Annotated in this window: 20 protein-coding genes; 9 read left to right on the top strand and 11 right to left on the bottom strand. The window is 66.1% G+C overall.

Going from position 1 to position 24,815, the window contains the following annotated elements; translation table 11 throughout:
* Window positions 1-22 precede the first annotated feature (22 nt).
* Complete coding sequence (locus tag BKG60_RS11565; RefSeq protein ID WP_070943694.1) at window positions 23-505, top strand: PPOX class F420-dependent oxidoreductase; 483 nt, start codon at window positions 23-25, stop codon at window positions 503-505.
* On the opposite strand, the gene dnaE is transcribed toward BKG60_RS11565, so the two are convergent.
* The 5 genes from dnaE to lspA all read right to left on the bottom strand — a co-directional run bounded on the left by dnaE (window position 471) and on the right by lspA (window position 7,555).
* Window positions 471-4,016, bottom strand: coding sequence for a DNA polymerase III subunit alpha (dnaE, locus tag BKG60_RS11560; RefSeq protein WP_070943693.1), 3,546 nt, complete (start codon window positions 4,014-4,016; stop codon window positions 471-473). The genes BKG60_RS11565 and dnaE overlap by 35 nt on opposite strands.
* Window positions 4,017-4,028: 12 nt before the next feature.
* Complete coding sequence (locus tag BKG60_RS11555; RefSeq protein WP_165617732.1) at window positions 4,029-4,682, bottom strand: TetR/AcrR family transcriptional regulator; 654 nt, start codon at window positions 4,680-4,682, stop codon at window positions 4,029-4,031.
* Window positions 4,683-4,998: 316 nt separating this feature from the next.
* Window positions 4,999-5,898 carry an EamA family transporter RarD gene (rarD, locus tag BKG60_RS11550; RefSeq protein ID WP_070943750.1) on the bottom strand — a complete coding sequence of 300 codons (900 nt, stop codon included), beginning with the start codon at window positions 5,896-5,898 and terminating at the stop codon, window positions 4,999-5,001.
* A gap of 50 nt (window positions 5,899-5,948) precedes the next feature.
* A complete protein-coding gene (locus BKG60_RS11545; RefSeq protein ID WP_070188856.1) occupies window positions 5,949-6,872 on the bottom strand; it encodes an RluA family pseudouridine synthase in 924 nt (307 codons plus the stop codon).
* On the bottom strand, window positions 6,872-7,555 hold the full coding sequence (gene lspA, locus BKG60_RS11540) for a signal peptidase II (RefSeq protein ID WP_075909644.1): 684 nt from the start codon (window positions 7,553-7,555) through the stop codon (window positions 6,872-6,874). The genes BKG60_RS11545 and lspA overlap by 1 nt, the downstream gene beginning before the upstream one ends.
* Before the next feature lie 42 nt (window positions 7,556-7,597).
* On the opposite strand from lspA, the gene BKG60_RS11535 reads away from it, so the two are divergent.
* From BKG60_RS11535 to BKG60_RS11525, 3 genes are read left to right on the top strand one after another with little or no spacing between them, the layout of a single operon-like run.
* Window positions 7,598-8,557 (top strand): asparaginase, encoded by a 960-nt coding sequence (locus tag BKG60_RS11535; RefSeq protein ID WP_070943691.1) that lies wholly within the window; start codon window positions 7,598-7,600, stop codon window positions 8,555-8,557.
* Window positions 8,558-8,580: 23 nt separating this feature from the next.
* Window positions 8,581-9,051, top strand: coding sequence for a hypothetical protein (locus tag BKG60_RS11530; RefSeq protein ID WP_070943690.1), 471 nt, complete (start codon window positions 8,581-8,583; stop codon window positions 9,049-9,051).
* 38 nt (window positions 9,052-9,089) lie between these two features.
* Window positions 9,090-9,548: a hypothetical protein gene (locus tag BKG60_RS11525; RefSeq protein ID WP_110765182.1), complete on the top strand. Its 459-nt coding sequence runs from the start codon at window positions 9,090-9,092 to the stop codon at window positions 9,546-9,548.
* Here the strand turns inward: BKG60_RS11525 and BKG60_RS11520 are convergent.
* A complete protein-coding gene (locus tag BKG60_RS11520) occupies window positions 9,530-10,912 on the bottom strand; it encodes a DNA polymerase IV (RefSeq protein ID WP_070188860.1) in 1,383 nt (460 codons plus the stop codon). The two genes, BKG60_RS11525 and BKG60_RS11520, sit on opposite strands and share 19 nt — an antisense overlap.
* Window positions 10,913-10,945: 33 nt before the next feature.
* On the opposite strand from BKG60_RS11520, the gene BKG60_RS11515 reads away from it, so the two are divergent.
* Window positions 10,946-11,164: an RNA-binding S4 domain-containing protein gene (locus tag BKG60_RS11515; protein WP_070943688.1), complete on the top strand. Its 219-nt coding sequence runs from the start codon at window positions 10,946-10,948 to the stop codon at window positions 11,162-11,164.
* A 10-nt stretch (window positions 11,165-11,174) separates the two neighbouring features.
* Here BKG60_RS11515 and ileS read toward each other — a convergent pair whose 3' ends face one another.
* Both ileS and BKG60_RS31450 read right to left on the bottom strand, forming a co-directional pair.
* Window positions 11,175-14,363 carry an isoleucine--tRNA ligase gene (gene ileS / locus BKG60_RS11510; protein ID WP_165617731.1) on the bottom strand — a complete coding sequence of 1,063 codons (3,189 nt, stop codon included), beginning with the start codon at window positions 14,361-14,363 and terminating at the stop codon, window positions 11,175-11,177.
* A gap of 242 nt (window positions 14,364-14,605) precedes the next feature.
* Window positions 14,606-15,172 (bottom strand): hypothetical protein, encoded by a 567-nt coding sequence (locus BKG60_RS31450; protein WP_070943686.1) that lies wholly within the window; start codon window positions 15,170-15,172, stop codon window positions 14,606-14,608.
* 136 nt (window positions 15,173-15,308) lie between these two features.
* Between BKG60_RS31450 and BKG60_RS11500 the strand changes: the two genes are divergently transcribed.
* Both BKG60_RS11500 and BKG60_RS11495 read left to right on the top strand, forming a co-directional pair.
* A complete protein-coding gene (locus tag BKG60_RS11500; RefSeq protein ID WP_070943749.1) occupies window positions 15,309-15,677 on the top strand; it encodes a transcriptional regulator in 369 nt (122 codons plus the stop codon).
* A 46-nt stretch (window positions 15,678-15,723) separates the two neighbouring features.
* Window positions 15,724-16,458, top strand: coding sequence for a hypothetical protein (locus BKG60_RS11495; RefSeq protein ID WP_070186027.1), 735 nt, complete (start codon window positions 15,724-15,726; stop codon window positions 16,456-16,458).
* Window positions 16,459-16,483: 25 nt separating this feature from the next.
* Here BKG60_RS11495 and BKG60_RS11490 read toward each other — a convergent pair whose 3' ends face one another.
* Complete coding sequence (locus BKG60_RS11490) at window positions 16,484-19,585, bottom strand: MMPL/RND family transporter (protein WP_070943685.1); 3,102 nt, start codon at window positions 19,583-19,585, stop codon at window positions 16,484-16,486.
* Window positions 19,586-19,746: 161 nt separating this feature from the next.
* Here BKG60_RS11490 and BKG60_RS11485 point away from each other — a divergent pair, with 161 nt between their 5' ends.
* Both BKG60_RS11485 and BKG60_RS11480 read left to right on the top strand, forming a co-directional pair.
* On the top strand, window positions 19,747-20,988 hold the full coding sequence (locus tag BKG60_RS11485) for a glycosyltransferase (protein ID WP_070943684.1): 1,242 nt from the start codon (window positions 19,747-19,749) through the stop codon (window positions 20,986-20,988).
* A gap of 11 nt (window positions 20,989-20,999) precedes the next feature.
* Window positions 21,000-21,704, top strand: a complete 705-nt coding sequence (locus tag BKG60_RS11480) for a GAP family protein (RefSeq protein ID WP_070186024.1) — start codon at window positions 21,000-21,002, stop codon at window positions 21,702-21,704.
* A 3-nt stretch (window positions 21,705-21,707) separates the two neighbouring features.
* Here BKG60_RS11480 and BKG60_RS11475 read toward each other — a convergent pair whose 3' ends face one another.
* Together BKG60_RS11475 and BKG60_RS11470 are read right to left on the bottom strand one after the other, a co-directional pair.
* Window positions 21,708-22,964: a hypothetical protein gene (locus tag BKG60_RS11475; protein ID WP_239253188.1), complete on the bottom strand. Its 1,257-nt coding sequence runs from the start codon at window positions 22,962-22,964 to the stop codon at window positions 21,708-21,710.
* 88 nt (window positions 22,965-23,052) lie between these two features.
* On the bottom strand, window positions 23,053-24,804 hold the full coding sequence (locus BKG60_RS11470) for an AMP-binding protein (RefSeq protein ID WP_070943682.1): 1,752 nt from the start codon (window positions 24,802-24,804) through the stop codon (window positions 23,053-23,055).
* Window positions 24,805-24,815: the final 11 nt, after the last annotated feature.

The following is a 24,815-nucleotide window of genomic DNA, read 5'->3' as shown; positions in this document are numbered from 1 at the left end:
CTCTAAGTCGTTGACTGGTTGCATGCCGCATACCGACACCGCACTCCAGACCCTCGGCCGCTCCCAGTACGCATTGCTTCGCAGCTCACGCCGCGACGGCACCGCCGTCGACACCCCGATCTGGTTCGTCATCGACGGCCCAACGGTGTTGTTCCGCACCAAGATCGGCCCGAAAACCCGCAGGCTCGCCGCCCGGCCCGACGTCGAACTGGTGGTCTGCGACTACAGAGGCCGAATCACGGGCACCTCCTGGATCGGCGGCCGCGCCAGCATCCTGGGCGGCGAAGAGGCCCAACGGGCCAACCGCGCCCTGCACCGCCGCTACGGATGGCAGTGGAACATCATGCCGCTGATGAAGGTCCCGGGTGTCACCAACGTGCACAGCGACCTCCCGTTGCGGGAGAAACTTCGGCGAACCCGTGACCGGACACTGTGGCCTGACAGCGCGATCGTGAAGATCGACCTGGCCCCTACCCCAGACAGCCCGGGCCGAGCAGCGCCTTGAGGTCACCCATCAGAGCCGACGACGGCGTCACCCGCAGTGACTGATCCAACTCCAGCGTGGTGATGCGCTCACCGCTGATCAGCCGCAGATGCACCTGAGCTGTGCCAGGGTGGTTGGCCAGCACCTGCTTGAGCGCACTCACCTTGTCGATGGTGCACTGGCGCGTGGGCAAGCTCACCGCCAGCGGGCGGTCGGCCTGGGCGCTGCTGAAGTCGGGCACGACCAACTCGTGGGCGATCAGCGAGATACGGTCGTCGCGCGCAGCCACCTTAGCCTTCACCAGCACCACGACGTCATCGGCGATCTCGTGACCGAACAGCGAGTAGGTCTGCGGGAAGAACAGCACCTCGATACCACCGGCGAGGTCTTCCAATTGGGCTGAGGCCCAAGGCAGGCCGTTCTTGTTCACGCGACGGTTGACCGAGGCCAGGATGCCGCCGACCACCACCTGCGCGTCGTTGGCGATGTCGCCGTCGAGGATCGCCGGGATCTGCGTGTCCACCTGGTTGGCGAGGAGGTGGGCGATCCCGTTGAGCGGGTGACCGGACACGTACAGGCCCAGCATCTCGCGCTCGAGTGCGAGCTTGTGCTTGTCCTCCCACTCCTCGTCCGGCACCTTGATGGTGAAGACCGCATCGGTGCCGCCCCCGTCGTCGGCGCCGCCGAACAGGTCGAACTGGCCCATCGCCTCGGCCTTCTTGGTGCCGAGCACCGAGTCGACGGCGTCGGTGTGCACCAGGAACAGCCCCTTGCGGGGGTGCCCGAGCGAATCGAATGCGCCTGCCTTCACCAAGGATTCGGTGACCTTCTTGTTGCAGGCCGCGATGTCGATCTTGTTGAGGTAGTCGGAGAAGTCGGCGTACTTACCCTTCTCGGTACGGGTACTGATCAGCGACGCGACGACATTCGCGCCGACATTGCGGATCGCGCCCAGACCGAACCGGATGTCGTCGCCCACCGAGGCGAAGTTCTGCACCGACTCGTTGACGTCGGGTGGCAGGACGGTGATGCCGAGCCGCCGGCAGTCCGCCAGGTAGACCGCGGCCTTGTCCTTGTCGTCACCGACCGAGGTGAGCAGACCGGCCATGTACTCGGCGGGGTAGTTCGCCTTCAGGTAAGCCGTCCAGTACGACACCAGGCCATAACCGGCCGCGTGTGACTTGTTGAACGCGTAGCCGGCGAAGGGAAGGATCGTGTCCCACAAGGCTTTCACCGCACCCTCGGAGAACCCGTTGGCGGTCATGCCTTCCTTGAAGCCCTTGTACTCGGCCTCGAGCACCTCAAGCTTCTTCTTACCCATGGCCTTACGGAGCGCATCGGCCTTACCCATGGTGTAGGAGGCGACCTTCTGCGCGATGAACATGATCTGCTCTTGGTAGACGATCAGGCCGTAGGTCTCGGCGAGAATGTCTTTGAGTGGTTCCTCGAGCTCGGGATGGATGGGCTTGATTGCCTGCCGGCCGTTCTTGCGGTCCGCGTAGTCGTTGTGGGCGTTCATGCCCATCGGGCCGGGACGATACAACGCGAGCACCGCCACGATGTCGTTGAATCCGGTGGGCTGCATGCGCCGCAGCAGGTCACGCATCGCACTGCCGTCGAGCTGGAACACGCCCAGCGTGTCACCGCGGCCGAGGAGCTCGTAGGCCGCTGGGTCGTCGAACGGCAGCGTGTCCAGATCCAGGTCGATCCCCCGGTTGGCCTTGATGTTCTCCAGGCAGTCACCGATGATCGTCAAGTTCCGCAGACCCAGGAAATCCATCTTCAGCAGGCCGATGGCCTCACACGACGGATAGTCCCAACCGGTGATGACCGCGCCGTCCTGCGGCCGCTTCCACAACGGGATTGCGTCGATGAGCGGCTCGGAACTCATGATCACCGCACAGGCGTGCACACCCGCGTTGCGAACCAGGCCTTCCAGGCCGCGTGCCGTCTCGAAGATGGTCCGCACATCCGGATCGGTGTCGATCAGGGTGCGAACCTCGGCGGCCTCTTTGTACCGCTCATGGTTGGGATCGGTGATCCCCGAGACCGGGATGTCCTTGGCCATGATGGGCGGCGGCAGCGCCTTGGTGATCCGGTCGGCGATGGCAAAGCCCGGCTGCCCGTAATGCACGCGGGCCGAATCCTTCAGCGCCGCTTTGGTTTTGATGGTGCCGAAGGTGATCACCTGGGCCACCCGGTCGCTGCCCCACTTGTTGGCCGCGTACCGCAGCATCTCGCCGCGGCGGCGGTCGTCGAAGTCGATGTCGATATCGGGGGCGGACGGGCGCTCCGGGTTGAGGAAGCGCTCGAACAGCAGACCGTGCGGGATGGGGTCGATGTTGGTGATACCGAGCGCATACGCCACCAGTGACCCGGCGGCCGAGCCACGGCCCGGCCCCACCCGGATACCGACCGAGCGCGCGTAGTTGATCAGGTCGGCAACGATCAGGAAGTAGGACGGGAAACCCTTCTCGCAGATGACCTTGATCTCGTAGGACGCCCGGTCTGTGTACTCGGTGGGCACGGACGCCCCGCGGAACCGCCGCTCCAGACCGGCCTGCACCTCACGAGCCAGCCAAGAGGCCTGATCATGCCCGTCGGGGACCGGGAACACCGGCATGCGGTCAGTGGGCGTCCAGACCTCGGCGTAGGACTGCACCCGCTCGCCGATGAGCACCGTGGAATCGCACGCACCGGGCACCTGGGAGTCCCAGAGCGCGCGCATCTCCTCGGCCGATTTGAGGTAGTAGCCGTCGCCGTCGAATCTGAAGCGGTTCGGGTCCGACAGGGTCTTGCCGGTCTGGATGCACAGCAGGGCCTCGTGGTTCTGCGAGGCGTCGCGCGTCACGTAGTGACAATCGTTGGTGGCCAGGGGCGGGATGTTGAGCTTCTGCCCGATCTCCAGCAGGCCCTCGCGGACCCGGCGCTCGATGTCGAGGCCGTGATCCATGAGCTCGAGGAAGAAGTTGTCAGGGCCGAAGATCTCGCGCCATTTGGCGGCCGCCTCCAGCGCTTCCTGCCGGTGTCCGAGCCGCAGCCTGGTCTGCACCTCACCCGACGGACAACCGGTGGTCGCGATGATGCCTTCGGCGTGCTCGGCGATGATCTCGGCATCCATGCGAGCCCACTTGCCGAGCTGCCCCTCGAAGGACGCCAACGACGACAGCTTGAACAGGTTGCGCAGCCCGGTCGCAGTTTCGGCGACCATCGTCATGTGGGTGTAGGCACCGCTACCCGAGACGTCGTCGCTCTTCTGGCTCGGATCGCCCCACTGGACACGCTTGGTTTCGAACCGGGAAGCCGGCGCGATGTATGCCTCGATGCCGATGATCGGTTTGATCCCGGCCTTGGTCGCCGAGTTGTAGAACTCGCTGGCGCCGAACATGTTGCCGTGGTCGGTCATGCCGATGGCGGGCATGTCCAGACGCTGCGCCTCCGCCAGCATCGGGGTGATCTTCGCGGCGCCGTCCAGCATCGAGTACTCGGTGTGGTTGTGCAGGTGGACGAAGCCCGAAGATGAACCGCTCATAGGGATGCCAGTCTATGGCGCCCCACCGACACCGCCGCGCGTGTCGCCACGCGTGTCTCGGCCGCCGAGCCGGTGATCCCGGTCGACGACCGGCAGCAACCCATCGCCGATCACCGATTGCAGTTGCTTAGCTATCACCTCTACATCGACGGGCCGACGCTGCCAACCGCAGTAGGCACCCATCCCCCACAGCATCGCGTACAGCAGTTCGACCAAACTCGCCTGGTCGGTGTGGGGCGGCAGTTCACCTCGGTCCACTGCCCCGGTGATCAGTTCGCCGAGAAAACCGCGGGTTGCCGCGACAGTGGCGGCGGGTAGATCGGGATGACGGTATGACTCGAGCCGCGCATTCACCAGGAACCCCACCACGGCTCCGTCACGCTGCCACACCGCTACGACCGCATCGATATAGGCCCGGAGCCGATCCAGCGTTGTGTCATGCTGTTTCGCGATCCGAATGCATGAGGTGACGACCTCGTGCGCCCGCTGCAGCAGTGCCCGGTAGAGATCCTCGCGACTGGCGAAGTAATAGTTCAGCGTGGGGCGGCTCAGGCCGGTGCGCTTGGCGATCTCCTGGAATGTGGTCGCCGCGTAACCGCGTTCGTTGACCACCTCGTATGCCGCTTGCACAATGCGCTCGCGCGTTTGCTCAGCATCAGCACCCACCGGACGACCCGGCCCTCGACGGCCGCCTCTGGGCCTGCCCCGCGGAGTCATCTGGCAAACCCTATGCCATTGCTGAATCAAGGTCAAAAGGTCATGTCGCAAATACGACTGTCCCGGCGGGCAACAACCGGACGAGTGGAACCACCCAGACAAGCGGGCTCGCGCCGGTGTTGGCCGCGGCCGTCACCCCTTCACCGGACGAGAGCCACCGGTCGACGCCAGGCGCTGCAGGCGCTCGGTCAGATAGACCCGCACCGCGGCGTGTACCAACCGTTCCCTGATGTTGGCGAACGGTCCGACTCTCGATTCCAGCTTGTCACCGTGACGACGATTCCGGCGCCACCTGATCGACAATCTCGGCGACCGAATCTGCGGGCTTTCCCCGCAGCGCACTCACCGTCATGATCACCAATGCCAGCCAGATCAGCCCGAAGCCGACCCAGCGGCCCGGCGGCATGGGTTCGTGACCGATGAACACGCCCCAGGCCATCTGCAGGCCTGGGTTGAGGTAGAAGAGCAGGCCCAGCGTCACCATCGGAAGTCGCTGCGCGGCGGCGGCGAACAGCAGCAGCGGCACGGCGGTAACCGGTCCGGCGAGCAACAGCAGCACCGCATGCCAGGGACCGTGGTCGAGAAAGTTCCCCCGCCCCAAGACCTCGAGCGTGATCACATAGCCGGCCGCGATAGGAAGCGCCACCAGCGTTTCCACGGCCACGCTCACCCGCGGATCGGCCTGCACCACCTTCTTGACCAGGCCGTACACCCCGAAAGACAGCGCCAGGACGATCGCAATATAGGGCGGTGCACCCAACTCGACGGTCAGGATCACCACCGCGACGACGGCCAGGCCCAATGCCACCGCCTGCCACCGGTTGATCCGCTCGCGGAACACCAGCACACCCAACAGGACGCTCACCAAGGGATTGATGAAATATCCGAGCGCCGCATCCACGACATGGCCGGTGGTGACGGCGTAGATGTAGGTCCCCCAGTTGATCGATATCAGGGCTGCCGCCACCAGTAGTTGCAGCCAGGTCCGCAGCGTCAGGCGACGCAGATCGCCGAGACGGCGGGCCACAGCCAGCACCAGGAGCAGAAACACTGCACTCCAGATGATGCGGTGGGCCAGCACCTCCAGCGCGCCTGCGGGCAGTAACAGCAGGAAGAAGCCGGGGCACAGTCCCCACCAGATGTAGGCGCCCGCGCCGAACAGCACCCCGGAGCGGCCCGACGCGGCTCGGCGCGGAGCGGCCTGCACGCTCACAGCTAGTGGCGGCGCAAGACGTCGAGGGCGGCCTGTAGATCGGCCGGGTACGGGCTGGTGATCTCGATGCGCCGGCCGTCAGCCGGATGAGCGAAGGCCAGGGACCGGGCATGTAGCCACTGCCGTTCCAGCCCAAGCCTTTTCGCCAACGTGGGATCGGCACCGTAGGTCATGTCACCGCAACACGGGTGGTGCAGCGCGGCGAAGTGCACCCGGATCTGATGGGTCCGGCCGGTCTCCAGCTCGATGTCGAGGAGGCTGGCCGCCTGAAACGCCTCGAGTGTGTCGTAGTGGGTGATGCTGTGCCGACCACCCTCGACCACCGCGAACTTCCAGTCGTGACCCCGGTGCCGCCCGATCGGGGCATCGATGGTCCCGCTCGACGGATCCGGGTGGCCCTGCACCAGCGCGTGGTAGCGCTTCTCGACGGTGCGTTGCTTGAACGCGCGCTTGAGAACCGTGTACGCGCGCTCGGACAGGGCAACCACCATGACGCCGGAGGTGCCCACATCGAGCCGGTGCACGATGCCTTGGCGTTCGTGGATCCCCGAGGTGCTGATGCGGAACCCGGCGGCGGCCAAGCCGCCCAGCACAGTCGGCCCGTGCCAGCCGACCGTGGCGTGTGCCGCCACTCCGGGCGGCTTGTCCACCGCCACGATGTCGTCATCGGCATAGAGGATGTCCATGCCTTCGATGTCGACCGGGGTGTTCTCGACAGGGGCTGGGGCCTCGGGCAGCCGGACCTCCAGCCAGGCTCCTGCGACGAGTTTGTCCGATTTCGCCGCCGGAACGCCGTCGATGTCGACACCGCCGTCCTCGGCCATGGCGGCCACGGCCGTGCGCGACAACCCGAGCAGCCGGGCCAGGCCGGCGTCGACTCGCATCCCCGCCAGGCCCTCGGGCACCGGCATCGACCGGGTGGTCACTATGACGTCTCGGCCTGGCGACCGACTGCGCTCGACTCGTCGGACTCAGTGTCGCCGGCCGGGGCATCGGAAGCCGCCGGTTCGGGTTCGGCGTCATCAGGTGCCGGATCATCCAGGCGCCGACGGCCCACGGTGTCGAAGTCGAAGCCGAACAACGACAGTGCCACCAGCAGGATCGCACCGCCCACCACGGCCGGATCGGCCACGTTGAACACCGGCCACCAGCCCACCGAGAAGAAATCGACCACGTGCCCGCGCAGCGGTCCGGGCGCCCGGAAGAAGCGGTCGATCAAGTTTCCGGTCGCGCCGCCCAGGATCATGCCCAGACCGATCGCCCACCACGGGGACACCAGCCGGCGGCCCATCCACACGATGCCGATCACCACGCCGGTCGCGATGAGGGTCAGTACCCAGGTGTAGCCGGTTGCCATCGAGAACGCCGCGCCAGAGTTGCGCACCAGCGTCCAGGTCACTGTGTCACCGATGATCGACACCGGTTGGCCCGGTGTCAGTAGCCGCACCGCGAGCACCTTGGTCACCACGTCGACGAGCAGCACCACGGCAGCAACGGTGAGCAGCAGGCGCAGACGCCGCCGAGGCGCAGCGGAGTTTGCAGAGGACGTTTTCGCGTCCCCGGTAGCGTCGGTCACCGGCTCGGCCGGGCCTGACGTTTCATCAGTCACTCTCCCATCATCCCAAACAGTCGATGCGGGACAATCTGCACCGTGACGGAGCCCGCTGAGCCGCCCAGGCGCATCATCGTCATCACCACCGGCGGCACCATCTCGACCAGCACCGACGAGGCCGGCATCCGGCACCCGACCCGCACCGGCGCAGAGCTGACGGCCGGGCTGACCGTTGCGGCGCAGGTCGACATCGTCGACGCGATGGCGACCGACAGCGCGCTGCTGACACCCGCCGACTGGGACCGGATCTCCGGCTCGGTCCGGGTCGCCGCGGCCGGCGCCGACGGAATCGTGATCACCCATGGCACCGACACCATGGAGGAGACCGCGCTCTGGCTCGACCTCACTTACGGCGGTGATGTGCCCGTAGTGCTCACCGGGTCGCAACGCAGCTCAGACACTGCGGACAGCGATGGCCCGCGCAATCTGCGGGACGCGATCACGGTCGCGGCCAGTCCCCGAGCCCGGCATCTCGGGGTGGTGGTGAGCTTCGCCGGCAGCGTGTGGCAGCCACTGGGGCTGCGCAAGCAACACACCCAAGAGTTGAATGCCTTCACCGGAACGGCACTCGGAACGGTCGGCGACGGCGGGTACGCGATCACGGCGACGAAGGCTCGCGCGTTCGTCGGTGAGTTGTCCGCTGCGTCGACGCCGCGGGTCGACATCATCGCCGTCTATCCGGGAGCGGACGCGGCCGCCCTGGACGCCTGCGTCGCGGCGGGCGCACGTGCTGTTGTGCTCGAGGCGATGGGCTCGGGCAACGCGGGCGCCGCACTGATCGACGGCGTCCGCAGGCACTGCAGTGACGGCCTGGTGGTCGCGGTCTCGAGCCGGGTGCCCGACGGCCCGGTTGCCGCGCAGTACGGCCCGGGCCGCCAGCTGGTCGACGCCGGCGCGATCGTGGTTCCCACATTGCGTCCGTCCCAGGCCAGGGTCCTGCTGATGGCCGCGTTGGCCACCGCCCGGCCGGTTGTCGAGGTCATCGCAACGTGGGGTTGACGGGCTGGGGTTAAATAGCGAACGTGCGTTTCCACATTGCGGCGGCGGCTGCCGTCGGCCTATCGGTGTTCGGCCCGCTTCCGCCCGCGCAGGCTTGGCCGTGGCCGCCGCCACCTGGAATCGAGGACATCGACGTCTACCCAATCGCCGAGGGTCACTACAGCTCGCCCACCGATTTCTACGGGCTGTATTTCCAGACCCCGGACGGCCGGTTCTGCGGAATCCTGCCCAACCGCGGTCCGGTCGGTTGCGACGCGGTGCCCGCGGATGCGCCCGCGGGAATGAACCAGACCTTCGTCGAGGCCGGAGCACCGGCTTCCTACCGTTCTTCGGGGACCAAGCTGTTCACCCGAGATGTCGACGTGCTGCCTGCGGGCTATCGGCTGGAGAACTGGGAAGCCGCCTGCGCTGTCACTCACGAGGGCACAGTGATCTGCAAAACTTCTGGCCGGCACGGCTTTTCCCTCGGCGCGGCTTCCGGCGTGCTCTGGTAGCCGGCCACGTGGTTGACGGCGCCGGTTCAATGGAACCTATGCGCCACATCGCGGCGATCGCCACGCTCGGCTTCCTGGCGCTCGGCGCTGCCCCGACCGCCACGGCCGAGCCACCGCCGGGCGCCGACGACATCGACAGCTATCCGATCGCCGAGGGTCACTACAGCTCACCCACCGACTTCTACGGCGTGTTCTTCCGGACTCCGGACGGCCGTCACTGCGGGATCGGCCCCAACGGCGGCCCGGTGGGTTGTGACGCCGTGCCGATGGACGCACCGGAAGGCAGCAACCAGATCTACGTCAACAGTGGCGTACCCGCCTCGTACCGGCATTCCGACACCGCATCGTTCACCCGCGATGTCGACGTGCTGCCCGAAGGCCACCGACTGGAGAACTGGGGCGCCAGTTGCGGTGTCGGTTATCAGGGCACGGTGACGTGCAAGACCTACGGCGAACACGGCTTCATCCTGAACGCCACCTACGGTGTGCTCTGGTAGTCGGCCAATCCGCTGAGATACTCGCCCCAGTCCAGGCTCGCGATCGGATCGGCCCGACGAAAACCCGGTGTGTCGTCGGGAAATGTCCGGGCCGGGCCCGGTCCGGTGGCACGGGTCTCGAAACGCACGGTCATCACGCCGTGTCCGGCGCCCTGGACCCAGCCGTGCCCGTGGTCGGGATGCACCACGTCGTCGCCGACACGCCAACCGGTTTCGGTGACCTGAGCCGCGTCGGCGACTTGGTGGTGAGAGTCGAAGCTTTCCTCCGGCTGCTCCAGGTCGGGGAACAATGACTCCTGCCTACTGTCCGACAATCCCGAAAATCCCACGCCAACAAGGCGGATCGGCCCGATCTCAACCGGATCGAGCAACAACCGGCGGGCAGTGCCGATCAGGGTGGCGGCCTCGGTGGTGGCGTAGGCCAGGGTGGCCGACCGGGTCAGCGTGCTCATGTCCGACTTCTTCAGCTTGACGGTCACCGTACGGGCGCCGCGGCCGTCCTTCTCCAGACGCCGGTGCGCGTGTTCCCCGATCGGGCCGATCGCGTCCTGCAGCTGACGCAACGTGGTGAGATCCTCGGGAAATGTCGACTCGGCGCTGATCTGTTTGGCTTCGGCCCGCTCGGCAACCGGGCGATCATCGATACCGCGAGCCAGGCGATGCAACGCAGCGCCCACCGCGGTACCGAGCACACTCGCGGCCTCGGCATCCGACAGCGCAGCCAGAGCGCCCACCGTCTCGATACCCAACCGGTGCAGCTTCTCCTCGGCCACCGGCCCGATCCCCCACAGCTTGCGCACCGGAAGGCCGTCGAGCAGCCGCCCTTCCTCGTCCCGCCGGACCACTCGAATCCCATCGGGTTTGGCCAACCCGGAGGCGATCTTGGCGATCTGTTTCCCGGAACCGGCTCCCACGGAGGCCACCAGCCCCGTCTGCTCGAGCACCTTGGCGCGCAACCGCTGGCAGAACTCCTCGACGTCGGGCGCGGTGGCGCCGGCCAGTTCGGCCGGTTCTCCGAACGCCTCGTCGAAGGACAACTGCTCCAGTACCGGGATCACGCCGCGCACCGTGTCCAGCGCACGGCGGCTGGCCACGCCGTAGACCGCCCCGCGTGGCGGCAGCACCACCGCGGGCGCGCCGACGAGCCGGCGAGCCTGATGCATCGGCATCGCCGAGCGTGCGCCGTAGCGGCGTGCCTCATAGCTGGCCCCGGCAACCACGCCGCGCCCGCCCAGACCACCTACGAGCACCGGCCGACCGCGCAGGGTGGGACGGGTCAACTGCTCGACGGATGCGAAAAACGCATCCATGTCGAGGTGTAGAACCCAGCGTCCGCCCGCGCCCGTGACCTCGGCGCCGTTCATACCTGCAGATGCTATGGCGCTAGCCTGACGTTCATGGAGCCGGTTGACGTACCGATCAGGGACGACTCGATCCGCCTGGGGCAGTTCCTCAAGCTGGCATCGCTCATCGACAGCGGCGCCGACGCCAAGGTCGTCATCGCCGACGGCCTGGTCAGCGTCAACGGCCAGGTCGAGATCCGCCGCGGCCGCCAGCTACACCCTGGCGACACCGTCACACTCGGCGACCAAGCGGCCCGGGTCACCGGCAGCTGATCCGGACGGGTCACGCCTTGGCGATCGCGACCCGCACCCCGTCGCCGATCGCTGTACCCTCCAGCACCGCGTCCGTGCCAACGAACTCGAAACTGGTGGCCAGGATCTCACCGGCGATGAGATCCCGGTGGGTGCTTGCCCACGGCGCGAACTGGGCCGGAACCGACATCTTTACCGAGATGCGGTCGGACACCTCCAGGCCGGTCGACTTGCGCAGCTCCTGAAGCTCGCGGATACGGTCCTTGGCCCAGCCCTCGGCCTCGAGATCCTCGGTGACCGTGCCGTCGAGCACCACCAGTCCCGCGCCGTCGGGCAGGGCCGCGGTCCACTCCGGGTCGGCGGCAACCAGTTTCACGGTGTACTCCTCGGGCTGCAGCACCACGGGCCCGGCCGTCAGGGTGCCGTCGGGATTGACCACGCCTTCCCCCGCCTTGACTGCTTTGATTGCCGCCTGCACGTCCTTGCCGATCCGGGGGCCGGCGACGCGGGCGTTGACGGCCAGATCGAACTTGCCGTAAGTGTCGATGTCGTCGGTCAACTCGACGGCCTTGACATTGAGTTCGTCCGCGATCAGCTCGGCGAACGGCGCCAGCGCCGATGGATCAACCGACTTATCCAGGGCCACAGTCAGTTTCGGCAACGGAAGCCGCACACGAAGCTTTTTGGACTTGCGCAGCGAAGAGCCCACCGAGCACACTTCGCGCACCTGGTCCATCGCAGCCACCAGATCGGGGTCCTTCGGCAGCACATCGGCATCCGGCCAGTCGGTCAGATGCACCGAACGCTCACCGGTCAAGCCGCGCCAGATCACCTCGGTTGCCAGCGGCAACAGGGGCGCGGCCAGCCTGCACGTCACCTCAAGGATGGTGTGGAGCGTGTCGATGGCGTCGGCGTCCTCCTCCCAGAAGCGCGAACGTGACCGGCGGACATACCAATTCGTCAAAGCCTCGGTGAACTGGCGCAGCTCGTCGCACGCCCCGGAGATGTCACACATGTCCAGGGCGGAGGTCAGATCGTCACGCAGTTGCGCCAACTTGGCCAGGATGTAGCGGTCGAGCACGTTGTCGGAATCGGTCCGCCAGGCGCCCTTCTGCGGCGCGTACAGCGCCAGGAAGCTGTAGGCATTCCACAACGGCAACAGCACCTGACGTACGCCTTCGCGGATGCCCTGCTCGGTGACGATGAGGTTGCCGCCCCGCAGGATCGGCGAGGCCATCAGGAACCAGCGCATGGCGTCGGAGCCGTCGCGGTCGAACACCTCACTGACATCGGGGTAATTGCGCAACGACTTGCTCATCTTCTGGCCGTCGTTGCCCAGGACGATCCCGTGCGCCACACAGGTTTTGAACGCGGGCTTGTCGAACAGCGCAGTGGCCAGCACGTGCATGGTGTAGAACCAGCCACGGGTCTGGCCGATGTACTCGACGATGAAATCGCCCGGGAAATGGGCGTCCTCACCGCCGCTGCCGTCGAACCACTCTTGGTTCTCGAACGGGTAGTGCACCTGGGCGTAAGGCATCGACCCGGAGTCGAACCAGACGTCGAATACGTCCTCGATGCGGCGCATGGTGGACTTGCCGGTCGGATCGTCCGGATTGGGCCTGGTCAGCTGGTCGATGAACGGCCGGTGCAGATCCGTGGGACGCACCCCGAAATCACGCTCCAGCTCGTCGAGGCTGCCGTAGACGTCGATCCGCGGATAGGCCGGGTCATCGGACTTCCACACCGGAATCGGGCTGCCCCAGTAGCGGTTTCGCGACACCGACCAGTCGCGCGCATTGGAGAGCCATTTGCCGAACTGCCCATCCTTGACGTGCTCGGGGTACCAGGTGATCTGCTGGTTGAGCTCGACCATCCGGTCCCGGAAATCGGTTACCTTGATGAACCACGACGAGACCGCGCGGTAGATCAGCGGATTACGGCACCGCCAGCAGTGCGGGTAGGAGTGCTCATAGGTTTCGTGGCGCAGCAGCACCGCACCGTTGGCTGCCGCGGGCCCGTCGCCGTTCTTGAGATCGCGGATGATCTGGGAGTTGGCCTCGAAGACATGCTGCCCGGCGTAATCGGGCACGGTCGCGTCGAATCGGCCCTTCGAGTCGACCGGGGTGACCGCGACGATGTCGGCGGTATCCGCGGTGGCCTTGTCGTCCTCGCCGTAGGCGGGGGCCATGTGCACGATGCCGGTGCCGTCCTCGGTACTGACGAAGTCCGCGGCGAGCACCTGGAACGAGTTGGGCGCGTCCATGAAGTAGGCAAAGGGAGGCAGGTAATGCGTCCCGATGAGATCCCGCCCGCTGTAGCTCCCCAGCACCTCGGGCTCCTCGCCGAGCTCACGTGCGTATGCCGCCAGCCGCGCCTGGGCCAACAGGTAGCGGCGCCCGTCGGAGCCCCCCACCAGGACGTAGTCGATGTCGGGGTTGACCGCGACCGCCTGGTTGGACGGCAAGGTCCACGGGGTGGTCGTCCAGATCAACAGGTGGGCGCCCTTGAACGGGCCGTCGGTCACGGTGAAACCGACCGTCAGCGCCGGATCCTGGCGGCTCTGGTAAACGTCGTCGTCCATCCGCAACTCATGGTTGGACAACGGCGTCTCGTCGTTCCAGCAGTACGGCAGGACCCGGTTGCCCTCGTAGGCCAGGCCCTTGTCCCAGAGCTGTTTGAAGGCCCAGATCACCGATTCCATGAAGGTCGGGTCCAGGGTCTTGTAGTCGTTGTCGAAGTCAACCCAGCGCGCCTGCCGCGTGACATAGGCACGCCATTCGTCGGTGTACTTCAATACCGACGCGCGGCACGCCGCGTTGAACTTCTCGATGCCCATCTCTTCGATCTGGGCTTTGTCGGCGATGCCGAGCTGGCGCTGCACCTCGAGTTCGGCAGGCAGGCCATGGGTGTCCCAGCCGAACCGGCGCTCCACCTTGTAGCCCCGCATGGTGCGGTAGCGCGGAACGATGTCCTTGACGTAGCCGGTCAGGAGATGGCCGTAGTGCGGCAGACCGTTGGCGAACGGCGGGCCGTCGTAGAAGACGTACTCTTCGGCATCCTCGCGTCGGGCGATGCTGGCCCGGAAGGTGTCGTCGGCTGCCCAGTAGTCGAGCACCTCAAGTTCCCGCTCGGGGAAGTTGGGTGCAGCCGGCTTGGGGTAGGCGCTCACGTCTCGTCTCCTGTGCCGTTGTCGAGCTCGGCAGCTCAACACACTCATGGCACGGGGACGACGTCGCACGGGTGTGCAAGCGCCGCGGTACCACCCCGCTTGCGCGCTGCACTGCAGCGCGCCGCTCAACTTTCAGGCGATCACGGGCCCACCCGTCCGGTTCTACTGAGCTGTGCCCAATCCGAGGTTCGAATCGGAGAAGCTGTTCTTCCGAAGGCTCCCCGGTGATGGCCGGATCAGCGCCGATGCGCCCAGTCTAATGAGCACCGCAAATCGTGAAAAAATCACACCTACCCGGAGGTGACCTCGATCAGGGCCAGCGGGAACTGCTCGGCCAATTCCTGGACCGTGGCGTCATCGAAACTGCGGCTGTCGAAGCGCCACTGCAAGGTCATCGTGTCCTCGGTGCCATCATCTAGCTGCACCGCCAGCGCGTGCCCGGACTGACCCGACCTGGACCCGCCACCGTAGGCCAGGCTCACGTCCGCCGAACGATGGTTGGCGCCGTCGACGCCCCGCTGTGCCGCTGCGAGCAGTTCGACCCCCGACAGACCACGAGACCCCAGGCAGGGCACCGCGACCCGCCGGAAACCGGCCCGCTCGGGCCCGCTCACCACATCGACCACCAGCGTGCCTTCGCCGATCGTGCGGGCCACCGTCCGGCCCAGCGCGGCCAGCAGCAGCTCCTCGGCGCTGCAGTCCATGGCGATCGCGGCTCCGTGGAGCTCGGCGGACAACACCGTGTCCAGCGCGCTGGACACGGTGACGATATCGGCGGCAACGGGTGGCCCGACCGTGCCGTAATCGGCGATCCAGGAGCCGGTGCCGTACGAGTCGGGCAGGACAGAAACAGACATGCGGACAACGTTAGCCAGCAATTCCCAAAAATGGGAGAGCTGTGCCAAAAGTCGGACACTGTTGTCAATTACGCGATTGCTGGCTTCGCCGTGGTTCGCTGTGACCAAATGCGGGCTCGAGGTCTATGGTGTTCTGATGCCGCGAACCGACGAGAACGGCAGGCAGCTCAAGGCCCTGCTCGACTATCTGCTGGACGGCGAAGTCGACGCCAAGGCGGTGTACAGCGCGCTGGGCATCTCCAGCAGCACGTACTACCGGCGGGTGAAAGAGGCCGACTACCCCAACGCCGAGGAATTGCGGCAGGTAGCCGACCGCTTCCACCTCAGCTATCCCGACCTGCAGATCCGGTTCGGGCTGATGAGTCGACAGGAAGTGTGGCACTACATGGAGTCCTCGCCGGTGACGGTGGCTCCGGTGGACACCGCCACCCGCGTCCGTCCGGCCGTCCACCGGCCCAAGAAACTGTCCGAACTGACCCCCCGCCCCGACGCGCCCCCGTTCTAACCAGCCGGCACGTCGGCTGTCCGCACCATCTCCCGAGGCAATTGTTATGTCCGTCGCCACGCTCATCGTCATCACACTGGCCTGCATCGCATGGAGCCTGTGGATCCGAAGGGTCACCTGGTCCTGCCGGTGGGAAGTGGCCGCCACCCTGAACATCGCGCTCCAGGGTGTGGCAGTGCTGCTGATGTCACCGTGGGCCTCGGAGACCATCGGGCACGTTCTGTACGAGCTGACCGGAAAGTGGAACGTCGAGGACTACCTCGGCCACGACGCCTACATCGTGGCCGCGTCGGCCATCGTCTACAACTCCCTGGGCCGCCTGCAGGACGACAACGCCATGCAGCGCTCCTTCAAGCAGAACGTGGAGCGGCCGGCCACCATCTGCATCCCCGTCCTGCTCGCCACCTTCTCGATGGGCAACGGCGCCACGGTGTACGCGGCCGACTTTTTCCAGGTGCCGACCGATTTCTGGCTCAGCGCGTACTGGATCCTGCTCTGCGGCACATTGCTCTACCTGCTGGGCTACGGGGCCCGCGCGATGCTGGTGCTCCGCAAGGACCCGCAGTCCCGCCGGATCGCCAACATCTACCTGTTCGCCTCGGTCAGCGGAATGCTCGCCTGCGCGACCCGGATCGTCACCTCGCTGGTGCCGGCCCTGCAGCCGATCGAAAACGGCCGGCTGGTGTGGGTATTCGCCTGCGGCTGCGGTGCGATCTTCGCGCTGGCATCCGCGCACTCGTGGCGGATCAAGACGCGGTGGCTGACATCGAGTCGGCACTGACAGCCGAGCGATCCTTCCGCGGCCGCTAAACCGAAACGTCGGCATCCCGCGCATCGGATGCCTCCGCTTCCCCGAGATCGGCGTCGCGAGTCCGATGGTGGTCCGCGTCTTCCTGCCGGCCCTGATCGGCGCGGGGTTTCGACGGCCACCAGTTGAGCTTGCCGATCAGTACGGCCGCGGCGGGCACGGTGATCGTGCGGACCAGGAACGTGTCGAGCAGGAGCCCGACACCGATGATGAAACCGATCTCGACAATGCTGGCGATGCTGCTCACCGTCAGGGCCAGCATCGAGGCGGCGAAGATCAGACCTGCCGAGGTGATCACCCCGCCTGTCGCCCCTACGGTTCGGATCACCCCCGACCTGATGCCCAGCCGGGATTCGTCACGGATCCGCGAAATGAGCAGCAGGTTGTAGTCGGCGCCCACTGCGACCAAGACCAGGAACGCCATTCCCGGCACACTCCACGACAACTCGCGTCCCAGGATGAACTGGAACACCACCACCCCGATGCCCAGCGCCGACAAGTAGGACACCACAACCGAGAGCACGAGATACAGCGGCGCCACCACCGCCCGCAGCAGCGCCACCAAGATCACGAACACCACGATCAACGTGATGCACACGATGTAGCGGATGTCGGCGTTGTAATAGCCGCGGATGTCACGGTTGACCGCAGAGAAACCGACCATCGAGATCTCGGCGTCCGACAGTGTCGTGTTGGGCTTGGCACTGTTGGCGGTCGCGACGATCTGATCGATCTGATCCATCGCCTCGCTGCCGAACGGGTTGAGCGCCGTCTGGACGAGGTAGCGCACCGTGTGGCCGTCATCGGAGACGAACAGCTTCGCCGCCTTCTCGAACTCCGCCTGGGTGAGGATCTCCGGCGGTATGTAGAAGCCCGACATCGGCGGATTCGCCGCGTCCCGCTTCATCCCCAGCAGAAACCCAGATGCCTGGTCGAGGCCACCACCCATCGTGCGGGTCTGGTCGACGAGCAACTGCACACCATCGGCGAGCTGCCGGCTCGAATCCGCCAGCAGGTTGGCTCCCTCGACCGCGGTGTTGATCTGCTGCTGCAATCCTTTGGGATCATCCATCCCCAGCTGTTGAAGTGCGCTGGTGGCCTTGCCCATCGTCGCCTCGAGGTCGCGGATCGTGTCGTCGAGGGTCGAACTCCCGTCGGTGGCCTCGAGCTGGCGGCTGAGGTCGGCGATGGTGCTCGCGGTGCCGTCGTCGTACGCGGCGACGACCCGCTGCAGGTCAGCGCGCGACGACACGCAGGCCGGGTCGATGTTGCAGGCAGGACTGACGTTGAGGGCATCGACGGCGGGCTTCGCCCAGTCGCGGATGGCCTTGGCCTGACTCAGGTTCTTCCTCAGCGCATCCCCGAGTGATCGCATGTTGCCGACCAGACTCGACGTGGTGTCGACAGAGGTGAGGGTCTTCGATCCGCCGAAGCGCGTCTGCATGTCTTCGAGCGCGCCCACGAGACCGCGAACCGAGCCGATCGCGCCGACCACCTGGGTCCGCACCTGGCCCAACACGTCGGCGAGTTGATGCGCTCCCCCGCTCAGCTTGTCGAGATTGTCGTTGTTGCTCTCGATCAGGTTGGACGCGTCGCGTAGCTTGCCGCCGACCTCGCCGGCCTGGTAGGTGGCCTTCGCCTGTTCGAGCACCTCACCCGTCGGCCTGGTGATACCACGCACCACGTCGATGTCGGGGAGCTGGCTGACCCGCTGGGCCATCTGCTCCATGTCGGCAAGCGCCTTGGGGGTGCGTAGATCCTGCGGCGACTCGATCAGGATGAACTGCTGCAAGGTCTGGCTGATGGGGAAATGCTTGTCCATCGCCTCGTAGCCGCGGTTGCTCGCGGAATCGGCCGGCAGCGCTTTGCGGTCGTCGTAGTTGAACTTGACCATGGTTGCACACGCGGCCAGCGCGAACAGAATCACCAGGCTGCCGGCCAGGTGCGCGAACGGCCGGCGCACCACGTGGATGCCCGACCTGCGCCAGAACCTGCCGGTCACGTCGCGGCGAGGTTTGACCCATCCGCGGCGTCCGGCCAAGGTGATCAACGAGGGCAGCAACGTCACCGATGCCAGGAAGCCGATGAACACCGTCACCGCCAGGGCCGGACCGACCGTCGAGAAGGCACCCAAGGTGGTGAACATCAAGCCCAGGAACGTGATCGCGACGGTGGCCGCCGATCCGGCGATCACCTCACCGATCGAGGTCAACGCGCTGACGACGGCCACGTCGGAGCTCATCCCGGACCGAAGCAGTTCCTGATACCGGCTGAACAGGAATACCGCGTAGTCCGTCCCCGCGCCCATCAGCATGCCGGTCATCAGCACGATCGTCTGCGGGCCCAGCCCCAGTCCCAATTCGCCGAGCCCGGCCACCACCTGTTGTGCCACGACCATCGACACCCCGATGGTGATCAGCGGGATGAGCATCGCCACCAGATTGCGGTAGACGATGATCAAGATCGTCAGCACCATCAGCACAGTGGTGATCTCGATGATGTGCTGATCCCGCGCGCCGATCTTGTCGATGTCGTCGAAGGTGGCCGCAGCGCCCACGACATTGACCGACAGTGTCGAATTCTGGGTGGCCTGTTCGACCGTCTTGATTGCGCTCCGATACGCCTCCTGCCCCGGCCCGGTCCCCATCGTTCCGGCCAGGCTCAGCGGTAAGGTCCAGGCCTTCTGGTCCTTGCTCGTCATGGCCTGGCGTAGCTCGGGAATGTCGACGAAGTTCTGCGTGGACGTCACGCTGGCGCTGTTGGCCTTCAGTTGCTCGACCAGGTGCCGATACGTGGCTTCGTCGGCCTTGGACAAGCCGTTCTCGTTGCTCAGTACGACAACGGCGAAATTGCCCGCGTCCGCCTCGTGAAACGCGTCCTTCATCTTCTGACCGGCCACCAGCACCGGTGCGCTCGCCGGCAAGAAATCAGGCGGGTTCCGTTGCGCCACCTCGGTCAGCGGTGAGATGGCCAGAAACAGCGACACAGCCAGCAGCAACCATGTGGCAATGACGGCCACGGGATGTCGAACAACGAGTTGACCAATGCCGGAGAAACTCACGCGAGCGAACGCGCCGCTGACCTTGGCGCGGCTCAACATCCCAACAGGCTACACGGCCCATACAGGCAAACAACGACTACGAATGCCAGGTGGCACAGCAACAAAACGATGTGAACCTGGCAGGCCATGAACACACTCCAACCGCTAGCGTGTAGCGAAATCCAGGCGTCCGGCGCCTTGAACCGACAGCGGAGTGGCCAGTGAAGTTTGTCGTCGCAGTCCACGGGACCCGAGGCGATGTCGAACCGTGCGCTGCCGTCGGTCTGGCCCTGCGCGACCGCGGCCACGAGGTTCGGATGGCCGTGCCGCCGAATCTCGTCGAGTTCGTCGAGAAAGTGGGGCTGGCACCGGCGACGGCCTACGGGGTCGATTCCCAGAAACAGCTCGACAACGACGTGTTCCGCAACTTCTGGAAACCGCAGAACCCCGTCACCGCTCTTCGGGAAGGCATCGCCTACATCGCCGAAGGCTGGGCGGACATGAACGCTGCACTGACGCCGCTGGCCCGCGGTGCGGACCTGATCCTGACCGGGACCACCTACCAAGAAGTTGCCGCCAATGTCGCCGAGCACCACGGCATTCCGTTGGCCGCCCTGCACTATTTTCCGGCCCGCCCCAACACTCAGATCGTCCCGGTGCCCGCACCGAAGTGGCTGATCGATTCGGGATTCGCCGGTCTCGAATGGGCACTGTGGCGCCTGTCCAAGAAAGCCGAGGACACTCAACGACGAGAGCTGGGCCTGCCGCCGGCACGAGTCCGCTCGGCCCGGCGCGTCGTCGAGAGCGGTGCACTGGAGATTCAGGCTTACGACAAGCTGCTCTTCCCGGGTTTGTCAGCGGAGTGGGGTGAAACCCGGCCCTTGGTCGGCACGATCACCATGGGACTGGGCACCGACAACGACGATGAGGTGACATCGTGGATCGGCGCCGGGAAGCCGCCGATCTATTTCGGATTCGGCAGCATGCCGGTCGAGCACCCTGCCGCGGCGGTGAACATGATCTCCGATGTGTGTGCCGCACTGGGGCAGCGCGCGCTGATCAGCTCAGGTGTGTGGAACCTACCCGACACGCGGCAACCCGATCACGTCAAGGTGGTAGGCGCGGTCAACCACGCCGCGATCTTCCCGCTCTGCCGTGCCGTCGTACATCATGGCGGCTCGGGCACCACGGCTGCGGGTCTGCGCGCGGGAGTGCCCGCCCTGATTCTGTGGGTCGCGGCCGATCAGCCGATCTTCGCCCGTCAGATCAAGCGGCTAAAAGTCGGATCGGCACAGCGTTTCTCCAGCGTCACGGCCAAGTCGCTCCGAACTCGGCTGCAGACGATCCTGCGGCCGGAATACGCCTCGCGCGCGCGGGCACTCGGCGCCGGGATGACCACCCCGGACGTCAGTGTCGAGACCACGGCAACGCTGCTCGAACAGTCGGCCGCGGCCGGCCGGTAAGGTCGTCAGCCATGTGGACCACCGTTCTGGCGCTTGCCATCGCGGTGAACTTCGACCCGACCCGAATCGGTTTCATCCTCGTCGTGCTGAGCCGGCCTCGGCCGATCCTCCAACTCGCGGCCTACCTCTGCGGCGGCGTGTTGATGAGCACCGCGGTCGCGGTTCTCGTGGTGTTCGTGGTCCACCGCGGGTTGTTCAGCATCCCCGAGATCGACGGTGCCACAGTGCAACTCGTCGTGGGTCTGCTGGCAGTGCTGCTCGCGGCATTCTTGGCCACCAACATCTCGGTCGGGAGCCGGTCCCGCAAAGCAGTCCCGGTCGGCGCTGTGGAGCCAGAAGGCGGGGAGCTCAGCCCGGCCGCCGCAGGCACCCCCGGCCGGCTCAAAGGCAGGACGCTGGGGACTTCGCCCTGGGTGTCAGGAGTGATGGGAGTCAGCACCGCGCTGCCTTCGGTCGAGTACATGGCGCTGCTGGTGGTCATCGCGGCGTCGAGCGTCTCGGCCTGGGCGAAAGCACTGACCATCGGAGGCTATCTTCTGGTCGCCAATATCGTGTCGGCGGTGCCCCTGGTCAGCTATGCCGTCTCGCCGGACCGAACGCAATCGACCCTGGCATCGTTCCAGCGGTGGATCCGCGCTCGCCGCCGCCGCGATTTCGCCCTGGTGCTCGCCGCCGCGGGCGGTGTGCTGATCGCGCTCGGATTCGCCGGGCGCTGAGCGCTATTCGACGACGCCGGACAAGCCGAAGTCTTCCAAACCCGCACGCACCGTCGCGCGCAAGGCATCTTTGGTGTTGACGGCACCGACTGTCCACGCACCGACGCTGATGAAGATCCGGCCGTTGACCCGTCCCGACACCAGCGACAGGTACCCGCCGATCCGGTTGAGCACGCGGGTCGTGATCTGGGGTTCCAGGAGCCGCAGCGAGACGAGGTCCGCGTCGGTTCCGTCGGGACGATTCATCGCAGGATCCAGTTCGCCGATGTTGGAACAGCCGATCGGGCTGTCGACGGACACCACCATCGCTTCAAGTCTGCGAACCAACGCCTTCGGTGTGAGCGGCGTCAGCGGCAACGGCGCGAGCAGCCGAGCCGAAAGCTCCTCGGACTCGGCCAGGGCCGATTTCATCGCGCTACGGACCGCACCCAGGTCAGTGGTCACCGTGTCGGGATCGGCCCGCATCTTTGCGGCGATCAATGCGTTGGCGCGCGTATCAGCGGGGGTGCGCTCGCTGACCGGCCACGACAACGCGACTGTCCCGTCGGCGCCGGCGCGACCCAGCTTCTGACCCAGCCGCGCCGCCAAACCGGCGAACAACGAATTGCTGGTGCCGCCAAGCCGTCTCGCCCGGTCGTCCCACTGCTCAAGGTCGATGAACACCGCAACGGTCGGGGCGAGCACCGGAATGTCGTCCCCTGCCGGCGGCAGCTCGGCGGCGGTCTTGAACGAGGATGCCAGGTCCTCACGCTCGGCCCGCGCCACCCGCACGGCGGCGACCGCGGCCCGGCCGATTTCGGGCACCGACCCGAACGCGGCTCGAGCATCCTCGGCCAGCGCCTGCCTGCGCGACCGCGATCCCGGCCCGGGATAGCCCAATCGGCGGTCGGCACCCGTCACTGCCTCGGCGACCGACATCGTCATGGCCTGACCGTCGACCACCGAATGCGAGGCCACCAGGGACACCGCTGCGCCCCCGTCACTGAACGGCTGTACCCCGAGGTGCCACGCCGGTCCGTGCTCTGGATCGATCGGCCGCCGGATCCGGTCATCGGCCCACGCCCACACGTCAGCGCGTGGGCAATTCCTCACCGAGACTTCGACATCGGCCTGTGTCGGCGACGCGACCCATCGGTGCCGCCCGAACGGCAATGGTGACCGCTCGATGCGCCGACCGAGCAGGCCGTCGGCCAAATTGCGCTGGAATCTGCGGATCCCGTCCAGATCGACCGGGCGATCGTAGATCCACGTGTACTGCATGAGAGGTCCACGATTCAGGGCGCGCAGGCTCAAAAACGATGCCTGGTCGATATAGGCGAGTCTGGGATCCACGTGTCGGCTTCGCGCGCTACGCCGGTTGCAGGGCGCCGTCGAGCCGGTGGAACTGACCGTTCTGGTACTGCTCCACACACGAAGCACGCCGGATCTTGCCGCTGGTGGTGATCGGTATGGCACCCCGAGGCACCAGCACCAGGTCGGCGGCGCTCAGCCCGTACGCCTGCGAAATCGCAGACGCCACATCCCGTTTGATGGTGAGCAGATTTTCCGCGACCGCTTCTTCGGTATCGCCACGCTTCTTGACCTCGATGATCGCGACCAGCTGCTCGGTGCGGTCCTCCTCCACCCCGATCGCCGCGACACGACCGCCGGTGATCTCGCCGATGGTGGCCTCGATGTCGTCGGGATAGTGGTTGCGGCCCCGCACGATCAGCAGATCCTTCATGCGCCCGATGATGAACAGCTCGCCGTCGGACATGAAGCCGAGGTCTCCGGTGCGCAGCCACGGACCTTCGGGCGTACCAGGCGACGGACTGGCCAAGGTGGCACCGAAGGTGTGCTCGGTCTGCTCCGGCTTCTCCCAGTAACCGAGGCAGTTGTTGTCGCCGTGAGACCAGATCTCACCGACGGCTCCAGCCTGAACCTCCACGCGCGTCTCGGGATCCACGATGCGCACCACCGGCGATTCTGGGGTGCCGTATCCGACCAGCTGAGTTCCGGAGCCGGTTTCGCACCGCTCGGCGTGCCCGGCAGACAGCTTCTCCGTTTCGAAGGCCACCACGCTGGGCGGACCGGGCTCACCAGTGGCGACATACAGCGTCGCCTCGGCCAGGCCGTAGGACGGGCGCAGCACGTCCTCGGAGAAGTTGAACTTTCCGAACCGCTGCGCGAAACGCTTCAGGGTCGCCTCGTGCACACGTTCGGCACCGCTCCACACCGCGATCACACCGACGAGGTCGATACCGGTGAGGTCCTCGTCCGTGGTGCGTCCGACTGCCAACTCGAACGCGAAGTTCGGTCCGGCGGTGACGACCCGTGGGTAGCTCCCCATCATCTGGATCCAGCGGGCCGGCCGGGCCAGGAAGGCGAACGGCGTGGTGAAAACGGTGTGCCAGCCGCCGAGGATCGGAGCCACCACGCCGAGCATCAGGCCCATATCGTGGTAGAACGGCAGCCACGAGACCACGTTGGTGCCCGGAGGCGGAACTTTGCCGAAGTGTGGGAAGAAGTCGCACATCATCTGCCCGAAGTTGGTGGTGAGGTTGCGGTTGGTGACCATCACCCCGGCCGGGGTCCGGGTGGATCCCGAGGTGTACTGCAGATAGGCGGTCGCCGGCCGGGCCTCGCGACTGCTGATCGCCTTCACCCGCGCATCGAAATCGATCGTGTCGACCGCGATCACCGCGGGTGCGGCCGAATCACCCTGCTCGACGGCGTATTCAGTGACCACCGCGGTGGACGGTGAGGTGGTGAGAATGACCGAAGGGCGGCAATCGCTGAGCACAGCGGACACCCGCTCGTCGTGGACTCCGCCCATCGGCACCGAAAGCGGCACGGCGATGAACCCAGCCTGCAGCGCGGCGAGGAATGCGATGACGTACTCCAGCCCCTGCGGAGCCAGGATCACCGCGCGGTCGCCGACCGTTCCGTTCTGCCGAAGCACGTGTGCTGCCACCCGCACCTTGCGGTACAGCTGCGACCAGGTCAGGGTGACGGGCACGCCATCGGGATCGTTGTCGAAATCCATGTAGGTGTAGGCGTTGTCGTCGGGTTGCAGGCTGGCACGCTCCTGCAGCACCCCGATCAGCGTCGTGTCGATCATCGATTCAGCCT

The sequence above is a fragment of the Mycobacterium syngnathidarum genome, assembly GCF_001942625.1.
Classification (GTDB): domain Bacteria; phylum Actinomycetota; class Actinomycetes; order Mycobacteriales; family Mycobacteriaceae; genus Mycobacterium; species Mycobacterium syngnathidarum.
This window is presented reverse-complemented; position numbering and strand designations above follow the sequence as displayed.